The following is a 13733-nucleotide window of genomic DNA, read 5'->3' on the forward strand; positions in this document are numbered from 1 at the left end:
GTGGCCTTTCCTACAACGGAAGTGCAGCGCTGCATCATCCATCAGATTCGCTCCTCTACGCGGTATGTCTCCTACAAAGATGTCAAACAGTTCACGGCGGATTTGAAGCCGGTGTACAAGGCTTCGACCGAGGAGACCGCCCTTTCGGCCCTGGATGAATTTGAGGCCAAGTGGGGTGGAAAATACCCGTTGGCCGTAAAGTCCTGGCGGGTTAACTGGAACGAGCTTTCCACGATGTTCAAATACTCGCCGGAAATTCGCAAGCTGATTTACACAACTAACGCCATCGAAAATTTTAACCGGCAGCTCCGAAAAGTTACCAAGACCAAGAGCGCCTTCGTTTCCGATGACGCTCTCATGAAGATACTGTATTTGACAACTATGAGCATCGTGGATAAGTGGACAATGCCTATTAAAGACTGGGGATCTATCCTGGGCAATCTCTTGATCTTCTTCGGCGACAGAGTAAAGATTACTCTGTAATTCAGCTCTCGACCTTATCCTGACATTTGGACTTTACACAAAATTTTACGCGCTACCTAAAAGATCGCCGATTGGCGATCTTTTTGTATACTTTTATTTGTGTTAAAACAAAATTACATTCTCTTTTAAAGAAGGGTTTCTTATGTCGATAACCAAGCGGTATGGATTGTTTGTTTGCGGTCTTTTTTTTGTATCTTTAGGCATCACTTGTATTATTAAAAGCATGCTTGGCACCGCGCCCATTTCCAGTGCCCCTTATATTTTAAGTTTGCGCTATCCTGTTTCGCTGGGGGCATTTACCTTTATCATTAATATGGTGTTTTTGCTTGGGCAAATAATCATTTTGCGTCGCCAATTTCCCTATATTCAACTGTTGCAAATTCCCATGACAGGCCTGTTTGGCTGTTTTATTGATTTTACGATGTTCCTGCTTAGCAATGTGGCTCCGGCCATGTACCTAGGGAAAATGATTGCTTTATTGCTGGGAATCTGTAGTATGGCATTTGGCATCGCTTTAGAGATTATCGGCAATGTTGTTATTTTGCCAGGTGAGGGGATTGTTAAGGCTATTGCCACACATTGGAATTTTGAATTTGGCTATACCAAGACCTGCTTCGACACCAGTATCGTTCTTTTGGCCGGTTTATTATCCTGGCTTTACTTTGGTGAGCTGCGGGGTATCCGTGAGGGTACTTTGCTTTCGGCGTTGCTTACAGGTTCTGTAGTACGATTTTTCTTAAAGCATGTAAGCTACGAAAAACAAAATGATGGCAGGTTGAAGGCAAGTGGTCAATAAGATGGCAGTGAACTATTTCTTTACCGGGAATTCTTGGGATAGGGTAGAAGATAGCAGCATTGATCAGATAAATAATAAAGGTGTTGTCGACGTCTTGCTAGACGCTGACAGCACCTTTTTATGCTTGCTTATTTTGTCAAATGGAACGGAATGGTGGTTACGATAACGTTTTCTTTTAGAATCAGCAGGGTTCGCAAAATCCAGCCTGTCTGATTGTGGAGGAGCCGGTGCCACCATTTACGGGTTTCAAATTCTGGGATGAGCACGGTGATATAGTCGTTGGGGCCTTTTTTCTCTGCCAGTTCGCTCACGTAGTCGATTAGCGGCTGGATGACTAAGCGGTAAGGAGAATATAACGTAATCAATTGTACCCCGGGATTCCAGTTATGCCATTTTTCCTGAATCTTTTGTCCTGTTTCTTCGTCAGTGGCAATATGAAGAGCAATTACCTCTTCACTAATCGATTTGGCATATTTTAAAGTGTGGGCCACTACGCTGGTAGGACTGGCAATTGGCACAATAACAATGTTCTTCCCCGGAAATATCTTGGCCGCTATGGCGGGATTGAGTTCTTCCATCGGCAGATGAAGTTGATCGGCCATGTCGTCATAATGCTTACGAATTTTTTTAAACATGGTGATCATTAACGGAATAAAGATCAGGACAATCCAAGCGCCATAGAAAAACTTGGTTATACCAATAATTAAAACAACAATGCCGGTCACAACCGCGCCGATTGCGTTAATGCCGGCCCGAGGCAACCAATAATGGCCGCCTTCCCTTTTCCAGTGGACCACCATGCCGGTTTGAGCGATGGTGAAGGAAATAAATACACCGATGGCATATAAGGAAATCAAATGTTCCGTATTGCCGTTAAAGGCAACAATCAGAATGCCGGCAACAACACTTAGCAGGATGATGCCGTTGGAAAAGTTTAGCCGTTCACCTCTTGCTCCTAAATAACGGGGCATATAGCCGTCACGGGCGAGGATGGAAAGCAGCGGCGGCAGACCGTTGAAGGAAGTATTAGCAGCCAGATACAGCACACCCATCGTGGTGAACTGGATGTAGTAATAAAGCCAGTTGCGTCCGAAGATATCTTCGGCAACTTGGGAGAGCGCCGTTACACCGTCCTGAGGTAAAATGTGAAAATGCATGATCAAGAAGGAAATACCAATGAACATAAAGCCCAAAATGCCCGACATCCACATCGTAGTGATGGTGGCGTTGCGAGGCGCAGGGGCTTTAAACATGGGAACACCGTTGGAAATGGCCTCTACCCCGGTCATGGAGCTGCAGCCGTTGGCAAAGGCCCGCAGGATTAAAAAGGATATGGTCCAATCCCACTGTTTGGATAGCGATTCAGCCGGGATAACCGGTGCCTGTTGGGTCAGGGCCTGATAAAAGCCTGCAAGCAATAGGGCAAATATGCCGAAGACAAAGCAGTAAGTAGGAAAGACAAAGGTTGTGGAAGACTCACGGATACCGCGCAAATTAATAAGCATTAAAATACCAAATAGAATGATAAGATCGATGGGGACTTCGTAAGGCAGCAGCTCGGGAAACGCTGACATCAGCGCTGCTGTGCCGGCGGAAACACTTACGGCCACGGTAAGGGTATAATCGGCAAACAATGCTGCGGCGGCAGTCAGAGCAGGGAATTCGCCCAGATTGTGAATGGCCACCGAATAAGAACCACCACCGCCGGGGTTGGCTTTGCCGACCTGGACATAAGAGATGGTTACAATAAACAGCAGCACCAGAATGGCCAGAGCAACAGGCCACAGATAACCGTAGGCCATGACTTGAGATGCAGCCAGAATAATCATGATCTGTTCCGGACCGTAGGCCACTGAGGAAAGCGCATCTGAGGAAAAAATAGCTAAAGCCTTCAGCTTGGAAAGCTTTTCATGGGCCATTTCTTGATTGTGCAGCGGCTTACCGATCAGCAGGCGCCTGAGCAAACGCATCATAGGATAGATCTACCTCCAAATTCTAGTATGTACGTAATAGGATAAAATACTATAAAAACAAAAAAGAAGACCTACAAGCGGTCTCGTGCCCTTGTTTTGGCTTTGCGAAGGCAGATGGCGGTGGAATGACAAGGAAACATTCCATGCCTAGGCAGGATTCCCTCCTGAAACGTAACCCCTTCGCAATGAAATTGGCTCATCTCATAAGATCAATTATAGCGGATTGGCGCAATAAAGAAAGTTCTGTTTAATGCCATTAGACTGAATGGCATGCTTTGGCAAGATTAATTTTGATAAGGTTATCCGCTCTCTTGATCTTTTGTCAGTTTTCGCTGGTTTTTGAGGAATTATACCATGATAGTGGTCTGTCTGCTCTTAAATCATAATGATTTTACGAACCCTTTTCACAATGCTTATTGTCTATGCCCGAGAGATGAATCTTTCATATCGCCCTTTCGATAAAATTCCAGCGAATTATTTATGCTTTGAAAATAGACAGACCACCTAGAAGGTGTTGTTTTGTTTTTCCCGTAGTAAGTTGCTTTGGGAATGTAAAAGATGAGGTGAGCAGGCAAGAACGTTCACCCGGTATTAACGGGGCTTGCAAGTATTGGGCGGACAGGGTCGCGGCGGACAGGGCCGTGGGAAGCACATTTGCGGATTGCAGGGACGGGGCGGACAAGGCAGCGGAAAACAAGGCCGCGGCGGACAAGGGCGTGGGAAGCAAACTTGCGGATTGCAGGGACGGGGTGGACAGGGCAGTGGAAAACAAGGCCGCGGTGGACAGGGGCGCGGGAGACAAACCTGTGGATTGCAAGGACGGGGTGGACAAGGCAGCGGAAAACAAGGGCGTGGTGGGCAAGGACGGGGGAGGCAAGGTGTACTGGTGGGAAAACAGCCAATAAGACGTTCATCCGCAGAGGAACTGTCATCAGTCGTTTCAGCGGTATCGTTATTATCATAAGGAGTATCCAAAGTTGTCTCACTGTGGGAGACCTGATTACCCCCCGTATCTCCCGACGCACTTAACTCGTCCCGGTCAACCGGTGGTGTTTCCGTGTCCCAATCTATCAGTTCAGGGGAAGCCCATTTTGGCCGTTTGTAATTATCTTTTTCACTGTCAGACACAGCTATCGCGCCTCCTTAACAGGTTGTGAGTCATTCTGTTGTCTTTCTATTGCTATTATATGGTATGCTGGTAAGCGCTAGGGCGTGAAAAGAAAATGGCAGCTTATGTTGACAAATATATCGTCCGGTGGTAAGATAACTGATATTTCCAGCAGCGGAATAAGATTGCTGACTGAAGTGTGATCGGTCCCATGCTAAATAATTATCCTCAGCAGTTGTTACTGCTGGGGCTTAGTGCGTATATTGTCTTTATTATCTAATTGTGATATGATAAGATGAATAGCGTGCTAAGTTTGGATTGATACTAAATTTGGCAATACTAATCTTACTAGACGGCAATGTCCGAAAACTACATAGGGAGGATCAATATATAATGAAAGTGAACGCAGAAAAAATAGACAAACATAAGGTCGTTTTGGAAATGGAGATACCGCAACCAGAGGTATCAAAAGCCCTGGATAAGGCGTATCATAAATTAGCGAATCAAGTGAACATCCCAGGCTTTCGTAAAGGGAAAGTGCCACGCAGCATTTTGGAAAAACGCATCGGCAAAGAAGCTTTATTGGATGAAGCTTTTGAAATTGTGGCTCCGCGCTTCTATGCCCAGGCACTTCAAGAGCAGGGCATTGAGCCGGTAGGCCGCCCGCAAATCGACGTGGTTACACTGCAGGAAGATCAACCGCTAGTGTTTAAAGCTACAGTGATTGCCAAACCGGAAGTAGTACTTGGTGAATACAAGGGCTTAAAGGTAGAACAGCCGGCCGCCGAGGTTTCGGAAGAACAGATTAGCAACCATTTGGAATCGCTGCGCAGCCGCCATGCCAGAATGGTAGTGGCTGAGGGAGCGGAACTGCAAAATGGCGACTTTGCTATTATTGATTTTGAAGGTTTTGTGGATGGAGCTCCGTTTAACGGCGGCGCAGGCAAGGCCTATCCGTTGGAAATCGGCTCAGGCAGTTTTATTCCCGGCTTTGAAGAGCAACTGATCGGTGCGAAAGCCGGTGAAGAACGGGAGGTAAATGTCAGCTTCCCGGAAGATTATCATGTGGCCGAACTGGCAGGCAAACCGGCTCTGTTCAAGGTTACCGTGCAGGACGTAAAACGGAAAGAATTGCCGGAATTGGACGATGAGTTCGTAAAAGACGTAAGTGAATTTGAAAATATAGAGGAATTAAAGGCTGATATCAAGAATAAGTTAGAGAAGGCTGCGCAGGAAAAAGCCGAAAGCGATTTTAAAAATGCGGCTGTGAAACAGGCGGTAGATGCTGTAACTGTTGATATTCCGGACATTATGGTTGAGGACCGCATTGATCATATGATCGAGGATCTGAACGTTAATTTGCAAAATCGCGGCATGCAGCTTGATAAATATTTGGAATATGTAAAAATGGATATGGATACGCTAAGGCAGAACTACCGTGAATCGGCTGCCATTAATGTGAAGACCGATTTGATGTTGGAAGCCATCGCCAAAGAAGAAAAACTGGACGTTACCGCAGAAGATATGCAGGTTGAAGTCGCCCTGCTGGCTGAAACGTATCAGGCAAAAGCTGCTGATGTAGCTAAAATTATTCGTGAACAGGGTAGAATGGACGCTCTGGCCGGTTCCATCGTGCGTAAAAAAGCGGCTAATATTATTATCGAAAGTGCGGTAAAAGCTTAGTTTTTGCTAATGTACGCGTGCCAAAACCGGAAGTTGATTCCGTCAGATACTCTGTCTTGAATCGAGGTGTTAGTTATGAGTTTCGTTCCAATTGTTGTTGAACAGTCTAATCGTGGTGAACGGGCCTACGATATTTATTCCAGACTGTTGAAAGACCGTATTATTTTTCTGGGCGGTCCGATTGATGACCAAGTTGCCAATTTGATTATTGCTCAGCTATTGTTTTTAGAATCGGAAGATCCGGATAAGGATATTCATCTTTATATCAACAGCCCCGGCGGTGTGGTTACAGCCGGACTGGCTATTTATGACACCATGCAGTATATTAAACCGGATGTTTCCACGATTTGTTTAGGCTCGGCCGCCAGCATGGGAGCGTTGCTCCTAAGTGCCGGTGCGAAAGGGAAGCGGTTTGCGCTGCCTTACGCCCGCATTATGATTCATCAGCCCCTGGGCGGTGCGCAAGGTCAGGCTACCGATATTGAAATTCACGCCCGTGAAATTTTACGTTTGCGTGAAACCCTGAATGGGATACTGGTGCACCATACTGGCCAGCCGTTAGAAAAAATTGGGCAGGATACTGAGCGTGATTTCTTTATGTCCAGTGAACAGGCAAAAGCTTATGGCCTCATTGATTCTGTCATTACAAGGGAGGCCCGGCATAAGTAGGGCCCAATTAGAGAGGTGATAGAATGTTAAAATTTGGGGATGACAAGAGTCAGTTGAAGTGCTCCTTCTGCGGGAAACTGCAGGAACAAGTTAAAAAGTTGGTAGCCGGACCCGGAGTATATATTTGTGATGAGTGCATTGAACTGTGCAATGAGATTATTGAGGAAGAGCTGAGTGATGACGTAGAACTGGAACTGCGTGATATCCCTAAGCCTAAGCAGATAAAGGATATTCTTGACCAGTATGTCATAGGGCAGGATGATGCTAAGAAGTCTCTGTCTGTGGCTGTATACAATCACTATAAACGGGTCAACCTCGGTTCCAAGATGGATGATGTGGAACTGCAAAAATCCAACATCGTTATGCTTGGGCCCACCGGCAGCGGCAAGACTCTACTGGCTCAGACGCTGGCTAAAATATTGAACGTGCCCTTTGCTATTGCCGATGCTACTTCCCTGACGGAAGCCGGATATGTGGGAGAGGATGTGGAAAACATTCTTTTAAAACTTATTCAGGCGGCCGATTATGATGTGGAGAAGGCCGAAAAGGGAATCGTTTATATTGATGAAATTGATAAAATTGCCCGCAAATCCGAAAATCCTTCTATTACCCGCGATGTTTCAGGCGAGGGTGTACAACAGGCGCTCTTGAAAATTTTAGAAGGCACGGTAGCTAGCGTACCGCCGCAAGGCGGGCGCAAACATCCGCATCAGGAGTTTATTCAGATTGATACTACGAATATCCTCTTTATCTGCGGCGGTGCCTTTGACGGTATTGATAAAATCATCAGTTCCCGTACCGGTAAAAAGACAATGGGTTTCGGTGCGGAAGTTACCAGTAAGGACAAGAAAAAATTCGGTGAAGTTCTGCGCAGCATCCTGCCGGAGGATTTACTGCGATTCGGCTTGATTCCTGAATTCGTAGGGCGTCTGCCGGTCATTGTTACCTTGGACGCACTGGATGAGGAAGCCTTGATCCGGATCTTGCTGGAACCCAAGAATGCGCTGGTAAAACAATACCAGAAGTTCCTGGAAATGGACAATGTGCAATTGGAATTCAAGGAAGATGCGTTGCGCTCCATCGCGACGGAAGCCTTGAAGCGAAACACAGGCGCTCGCGGGTTGCGGGCCATTATTGAAGGAATTATGCGCAATGTCATGTATGAAGTGCCATCGCGTACCGATATTACCAAATGCACGGTTACCAAGGAAGTGGTCCTGAACAAGGAAGAACCGATTCTGGTGACCAGTGAACGTAAAAACAAGAAGAAAGAAGAGTCTGCTTAAGAGGAGAGATCATCTCCTCTTTTTTGTTGCCTTTTTCCCGGATAAAATCATGTGGTCTGCCTATACTAAAAGCATGAGAAAAGCTGTGGAGGGAGGTTGACGTTTAGTGGACTATGCAGTAAATTTGATTACAGTTATTCAGTTTTTTTTCGCAATGGTCATTGGGATGTATTTCTGGAATCTCTTGAAATCGCAGCAAGGAAGCCGTGTGGCCGTGGAGCGGGAGTCCAAAAAAGAGGTGGAAAAACTGCAGCGTATGCGGGAAATATCGCTGACCGAACCGCTGGCTGAAAAGACCCGTCCGTCTACCTTTGCAGAAATTGTCGGACAGGAGGAAGGCTTGAAGGCGCTTCGAGCGGCACTTTGCGGACCTAATCCACAGCATGTGCTGATTTACGGGCCTCCCGGTGTCGGTAAAACCGCGGCAGCAAGGCTGATTTTGGAGGAGGCGAAGCGAAATCCGTTTTCTCCCTTTGCCCAGAGTGCCAAATTCATTGAACTGGATGCCACAACCGCCCGGTTTGATGAACGGGGTATTGCCGACCCGCTGATTGGCACTGTGCATGATCCGATCTATCAAGGAGCGGGATCGATGGGGGTGGCGGGCATACCTCAGCCTAAAGCCGGTGCTGTGACTAAGGCCCATGGTGGCGTTCTGTTTATCGATGAAATTGGCGAATTGCATCAAATTCAAATGAACAAACTGCTCAAGGTGCTGGAAGATCGGAAAGTTTTGTTTGAAAGTTCCTATTATAACAGCGAAGATACCAACATCCCTTCTTATATTCATGATATCTTCCAAAATGGGCTGCCGGCTGATTTCCGGTTAGTGGGAGCTACGACCAGGACGGCACAGGATATTCCCCCGGCCATTCGTTCCCGCTGTGTTGAAATTTTTTTCCGGCCCTTGTTCGCCAATGAAATCAGCTTGATTGCGGCCAATGCAGCAAAGAAAGTTGGCTTTCCCCTGGAGGAGAAAGCTGTCGAGGTTATCAAAAACTATGCCATGAATGGCCGGGATGCCGTGAATATTGTGCAGATTGCGGCAGGTGTGGCCTTAAACGAGGGAAGTAAGGCAATAACAACGGCTAATGTGGAGTGGGTCATCAATTTTGGTCAGTATAATCCGCGACCGGAACGTAAGATTCCGACGGAACCGCAAATTGGTTATGTCAATGGTTTGGCCGTTTACGGTGCCAATATCGGTACAATCATGGAGTTGGAGGTTTCGGCCGTACCAAATGCTTACGGTACGGGAAAGGTTACCATAACAGGTGTGGTTGATGAAGAGGAGTTTGGGACGCCCGGCAGAACGATGCGCCGGAAAAGTATGGCGAAGGGTTCGATGGATAATGTAATGACCGTATTGGCGAATAAATATCATATTGATTTTGCTAAATATGATGTACACATAAATTTTCTTGGCGGGGTGCCTGTTGACGGACCTTCAGCCGGTGTAACCGTTGCTACGGCAATTTATTCAGCCATATATGAGATTCCAGTCAATAATACCATTGCCATGACCGGTGAGGTATCCATCCGGGGCTATGTAAAACCGGTCGGCGGGGTAAGCGCTAAAATTGCCGCTGCCAAGCAGGCCGGTGCCAGCCGTGTACTTATTCCCCGTGAGAACTGGCAGGAATTATTTAAGGAAATGGATTTGGAGGTTATCCCCATCAATACCATTGATGAGGCACTGGAGTATGCCCTGCTGAAAAAGACACAGGCCACAGCGGAAGAAGTGGTTTCGCCGCAACCCGAGTTGCTGTCGGCGGCAAGCATAGTGTAGCAGCAAAAGCCTGGAACCCGTTAGACCGGGAACCAGGTTTTATATTCGTCTCCGGTCAGAGTGGGCCGCTTCCTGCAATAAAAAGACAGCAGGCACCAGGGCCTGGGTGGAAGAGGTTCCCTAATATTTTTTTGCAGAGAGAGGATTTTTAGCAGAGGCACGAGAATATTTATAAATCTGGAAGCGGAAAATAACCCTGCGAGAAATACGTACATGACTATACCACCATTTTTTATAAGCAAAGTACATAGGTTTGAGGAGGCGAATGACATGGCAAAGAACAGACGTACAATTCCGCTATTGCCGCTACGAGGTATTCTGGTTTTTCCCTATATGATCATCCATTTGGATGTAGGCCGGGAAAAATCAATCAGTGCTCTGGAAGAGGCAATGGTACATGACCGCTTAATTATGCTCGCTACTCAACGGGATGCTCAGGATGACAAACCGGAAGCCGAGGATATTTTCAGCATTGGCACGGTTGCCGAAGTAAAACAACTGTTAAAGCTTCCCGGTGGTACAATCCGCGTATTGGTGGAGGGACTTCACCGGGCTGAGATTATAGAATATACCGAACAGGAACCCTTTTATCAGGTGGAGATTGATGAGTTTAGCGAAGAGGATGTAAAGACGCCGGAAATCGAAGCGCTGACCCGGACGGTGGTTCACCAGTTTGAACAGTGGGTTAAACTAAGCAAGAAGATTCCGCCGGAAACGCTGGTTTCAGTCGTGGTAGTGGAAGAGCCGGGCCGGCTGGCCGATTTGATTGCCAGTCACCTGTCTCTAAAGATTGAAGATAAGCAAGCCTTGCTGGATGCCATCGGTGTGGCCGAACGGCTGGAGAAATTGTGCGAAATACTGGGCCGGGAGATGGAAATTCTCGAACTAGAAAAGAAGATCAATGTGCGGGTTCGTAAGCAAATGGAAAAAACACAAAAAGAATATTATCTCCGGGAACAGTTAAAAGCCATTCAAAAGGAATTGGGCGACAAGGATGACCGGACAGCCGAAGTTGATGAATACCGTCAGCGTTTGACCGAAAAGAAATTTCCGGAAGATGTGGCGGAGAAAATCAACAAGGAAATTGAACGCTTGGAAAAAATGCCTCCTATGGTGGCGGAAAGCGCCGTTATCCGCACCTATCTTGATTGGCTGCTCAGTTTGCCATGGTTGGATAGAACTGAGGACCGGCTGGATATTTCCCTGGCTGAGCAAACCTTAGACAATGACCATTACGGTCTGGAAAAGGTAAAAGAGCGTATCTTGGAGTATTTATCGGTACGCAAACTGACTGAGACAATGAAGGGACCAATTTTATGTCTCGTTGGACCACCCGGTGTAGGGAAAACTTCACTGGCCCGTTCTATCGCCCGTTCGATGGAACGCAAGTTTGTTCGCATATCGCTGGGCGGTGTACGGGATGAAGCCGAAATCCGGGGCCATCGCCGTACCTATGTAGGGGCGCTGCCGGGACGGATCCTGCAGGGGATCCGGACGGCAGGTTCGCAAAATCCGGTATTCTTGCTTGACGAAATTGATAAAATGAGCGCTGACTTCCGGGGTGACCCTTCGGCGGCCTTGCTGGAAGTGCTCGATCCGGAGCAGAATAATACCTTCAGCGATCACTACATTGAGCTACCCTTTGACCTTTCCAAGGTATTGTGGGTGGTTACGGCCAATGTCATGCACAACATTCCGCGACCGTTACTTGATCGTATGGAAGTAATCAGTATTGCCGGTTATACGGAAGAGGAAAAAATCGAAATTGCCAAACGCTATCTGGTTCCTAAACAAATTCGCGACCATGGTCTGACAGAAAAACAAATCGTTTTTTCGGAGGGAACACTGCAAAAGGTGATCCGGGATTATACAAGAGAAGCCGGTGTGCGTAATCTTGAAAGGAATATTGCTAATTTGTGTCGCAAGTCGGCCCGTAAAATTGTACAAAACGCTCGTTCGGCGATTAAGATCACGGCGCAAAACCTGCATACTTTCCTGGGAGCGCCCAAATACCGCCACAGCCAGGTAGAAACCAGCCATCAGGTCGGTGTGGCTACCGGCATGGCCTGGACGGAAGTAGGCGGCGATATTTTGGGCACAGAAGTCTCGATTATGAAAGGTAAAGGAAAATTGACCCTTACCGGCCAATTGGGTGAGGTTATGCGCGAATCGGCGCAAGCCGGCTTTAGCTATATCCGCTCACGGGCGGAAGAACTAGGCATTGATCCTGAATTTTATGAGAAAAACGATATTCATATCCATTTGCCGGAAGGCGCTATTCCCAAAGACGGACCTTCCGCCGGTATTACGATGGCTACCGCTGTTGCTTCAGCTTTAACAGGTATTCCTATTCGCAGTGATTTGTCGATGACCGGGGAAATTACCCTGCGGGGCCGGGTGCTGCCGGTTGGCGGCATTAAGGAAAAGGTGCTGGCGGCACACCGGGCAGGTATAAAAAGGATCATTCTTCCGAAAGAGAACAAGCGGGATATGGATGATATACCGGGAAATATAAAGCGAAGTCTGGAATTTTATTTGGTAGAACATATGGATGAAGTATTAGAAAAGGCATTGGTGAGGGAATGACGGAAAACAGGGAGGACACGCAGCAGCGTGGTCCGATTCAGATTATCAGAGCCGAGTATATTGCTTCGGCGGTTAAACAGAGCCAGTATCCGCCGATGAATGAGGAAGACAGGGAATTCGTGTTTGTCGGGCGGTCCAATGTCGGGAAGTCGTCGCTCATCAATTCCCTTTCACGCCAGCATGGCTTAGCCCGGACGAGCGGTACACCGGGAAAAACGCAGACGCTTAATTTTTATCAGTTAACGGCCAAATTGGATGAAACAAGGCGCCAACGTTTTTTTCTGGTAGATTTACCCGGCTATGGTTATGCCCGTACCGGACGGGAGGCGCGCCGTCAGTGGGCTAAATTTATTGAAGAGTATCTGCTGTCTTCGCCACGCATTAAGCTGGTCTGCCAGTTGATTGATATCCGTCATAAACCGATGGAAAGCGATGTATTAACCTATCGCTGGCTGGAGGAACAGGGCCTGCCGCTGCAGGTGATAGCGACCAAGGCCGACAAGATTTCCCGTATGACGGTGAATAAACAACTTAAAACCATTCAGGAAGGTATCGGCATGCGGGATGGACAGATTTTGCCCTATTCCTCCGCTAAAGGGACCGGGCGGGACCAATTGCTTGACGTTATTGGTCATCTTTTGTTAAACTAAAGGGAGTATAGTAGTGCCTCGTCCGGCGAGAACATGAAGTATATCGCCGGCCTTTTTGTCGCCAGGCTTCGTTGTCGCCGCCTTACATATTTCCGATATGCGTGGCTCCTCCGCCTCACCTGACGACAAAAAATTCTCGGCGCTATACTTTATAACCCCGCCGGAGGAGGCACTAGAAGTGGGGCGATCCGTCCGACTTCTTAAGTTTGTATAGAGCGAATGAACAGAAAGGCAGTGTAACATGTTAACTGCATTTGATAAAGCATTATTGAATAAGATTCAGGAAAATCTGCCCCTGGTAAGCCGGCCTTATGCCGAAGTTGCCAAAAAGCTTGGCGTGGAAGAAACGGCGGTGATCGAGCGGTTGAACTTTTTAAGGGAACAGGGCTATATCCGCCGTATCGGTCCCTTTTTTGACTCGGCTAAGCTGGGGTACATCGGTACTTTGGTGGCGGTACGGGTCCGGGAAGAGAACGTGCCGACCGTAGCGGCCGCTATTAATGCCTATAGCGGTGTAACCCATAACTATGAACGGTATAGTGAAGGAGATACCCGGTACAATCTGTGGTTCACCTTGCTGTCACCCGATACCGCCAGTCAGGTCAAGGTGCTGGCGTCGATTGAAAATATGCCTGGTGTGGAACGCCTGATCAGCCTGCCGGCCATAAAAAAATACAAGGTTAGTGTCCGTTTTACTTTATGAGCTATAG

The 13733-nt window shown here is 47.4% G+C and carries 11 protein-coding genes; 10 read left to right on the forward strand and 1 reads right to left on the reverse strand.

All coding sequences use genetic code 11. From position 1 onward, the window contains the following. Together F3H20_RS00020 and F3H20_RS00025 are read left to right on the forward strand one after the other, a co-directional pair. Positions 1-483, forward strand: a 483-nt coding sequence (locus F3H20_RS00020; protein ID WP_188128148.1) for an IS256 family transposase, incomplete at its 5' end; no start/stop codon positions are given. A gap of 142 nt (positions 484-625) precedes the next feature. After that, positions 626-1279 carry a YczE/YyaS/YitT family protein gene (locus F3H20_RS00025; protein ID WP_149732959.1) on the forward strand — a complete coding sequence of 218 codons (654 nt, stop codon included), beginning with the start codon at positions 626-628 and terminating at the stop codon, positions 1277-1279. Positions 1280-1407: 128 nt separating this feature from the next. Here the strand turns inward: F3H20_RS00025 and F3H20_RS00030 are convergent, their stop codons facing one another. Next, positions 1408-3252, reverse strand: coding sequence for an APC family permease (locus F3H20_RS00030; protein WP_149732960.1), 1845 nt, complete (start codon positions 3250-3252; stop codon positions 1408-1410). Between the two features lie 641 nt (positions 3253-3893). Here F3H20_RS00030 and F3H20_RS19785 point away from each other — a divergent pair. The 8 genes from F3H20_RS19785 (at position 3894) to ahbA (ending at position 13726) form a co-directional block, all read left to right on the forward strand. Next, positions 3894-4157 carry a hypothetical protein gene (locus F3H20_RS19785; RefSeq protein WP_188128149.1) on the forward strand — a complete coding sequence of 88 codons (264 nt, stop codon included), beginning with the start codon at positions 3894-3896 and terminating at the stop codon, positions 4155-4157. A gap of 596 nt (positions 4158-4753) precedes the next feature. Then, positions 4754-6043 carry a trigger factor gene (gene tig, locus F3H20_RS00040; protein ID WP_149732961.1) on the forward strand — a complete coding sequence of 430 codons (1290 nt, stop codon included), beginning with the start codon at positions 4754-4756 and terminating at the stop codon, positions 6041-6043. A 75-nt stretch (positions 6044-6118) separates the two neighbouring features. After that, positions 6119-6712 (forward strand): ATP-dependent Clp endopeptidase proteolytic subunit ClpP, encoded by a 594-nt coding sequence (clpP, locus tag F3H20_RS00045; protein ID WP_091752019.1) that lies wholly within the window; start codon positions 6119-6121, stop codon positions 6710-6712. Positions 6713-6735: 23 nt separating this feature from the next. Then, positions 6736-7998 (forward strand): ATP-dependent protease ATP-binding subunit ClpX, encoded by a 1263-nt coding sequence (gene clpX, locus F3H20_RS00050; protein ID WP_149732962.1) that lies wholly within the window; start codon positions 6736-6738, stop codon positions 7996-7998. Positions 7999-8104: 106 nt separating this feature from the next. After that, the gene (gene lonB, locus F3H20_RS00055) at positions 8105-9787 is read left to right on the forward strand and encodes an ATP-dependent protease LonB (protein WP_149732963.1); all 1683 of its coding nucleotides are present in this window, start codon (positions 8105-8107) and stop codon (positions 9785-9787) included. Positions 9788-10057: 270 nt separating this feature from the next. Further along, positions 10058-12373, forward strand: coding sequence for an endopeptidase La (lon, locus tag F3H20_RS00060; protein ID WP_149732964.1), 2316 nt, complete (start codon positions 10058-10060; stop codon positions 12371-12373). Beyond that, a complete protein-coding gene (yihA, locus tag F3H20_RS00065; RefSeq protein ID WP_149732965.1) occupies positions 12370-13023 on the forward strand; it encodes a ribosome biogenesis GTP-binding protein YihA/YsxC in 654 nt (217 codons plus the stop codon). The genes lon and yihA overlap by 4 nt, the downstream gene beginning before the upstream one ends. Positions 13024-13264: 241 nt before the next feature. Beyond that, positions 13265-13726, forward strand: a complete 462-nt coding sequence (gene ahbA / locus F3H20_RS00070; RefSeq protein WP_149732966.1) for a siroheme decarboxylase subunit alpha — start codon at positions 13265-13267, stop codon at positions 13724-13726. The last annotated feature ends 7 nt before the right edge of the window (positions 13727-13733 follow it).

It is taken from the genome of Propionispora hippei DSM 15287 (genome assembly GCF_900141835.1).
Classification (GTDB): Bacteria; Bacillota; Negativicutes; order Propionisporales; family Propionisporaceae; genus Propionispora; species Propionispora hippei.

What these genes read in the sequence shown, in the direction of transcription:
- F3H20_RS00030 (WP_149732960.1), bottom strand. Translation starts at nt 3,252, where the DNA reads ATGATGCGTTTGCTCAGGCGCCTGCTGATCGGTAAGCCGCTGCACAAT.
- lon (WP_149732964.1), top strand. Translation starts at nt 10,058, where the DNA reads ATGGCAAAGAACAGACGTACAATTCCGCTATTGCCGCTACGAGGTATT.
- ahbA (WP_149732966.1), top strand. Translation starts at nt 13,265, where the DNA reads ATGTTAACTGCATTTGATAAAGCATTATTGAATAAGATTCAGGAAAAT.
- yihA (WP_149732965.1), top strand. Translation starts at nt 12,370, where the DNA reads ATGACGGAAAACAGGGAGGACACGCAGCAGCGTGGTCCGATTCAGATT.
- clpX (WP_149732962.1), top strand. Translation starts at nt 6,736, where the DNA reads ATGTTAAAATTTGGGGATGACAAGAGTCAGTTGAAGTGCTCCTTCTGC.
- F3H20_RS00025 (WP_149732959.1), top strand. Translation starts at nt 626, where the DNA reads ATGTCGATAACCAAGCGGTATGGATTGTTTGTTTGCGGTCTTTTTTTT.
- tig (WP_149732961.1), top strand. Translation starts at nt 4,754, where the DNA reads ATGAAAGTGAACGCAGAAAAAATAGACAAACATAAGGTCGTTTTGGAA.
- clpP (WP_091752019.1), top strand. Translation starts at nt 6,119, where the DNA reads ATGAGTTTCGTTCCAATTGTTGTTGAACAGTCTAATCGTGGTGAACGG.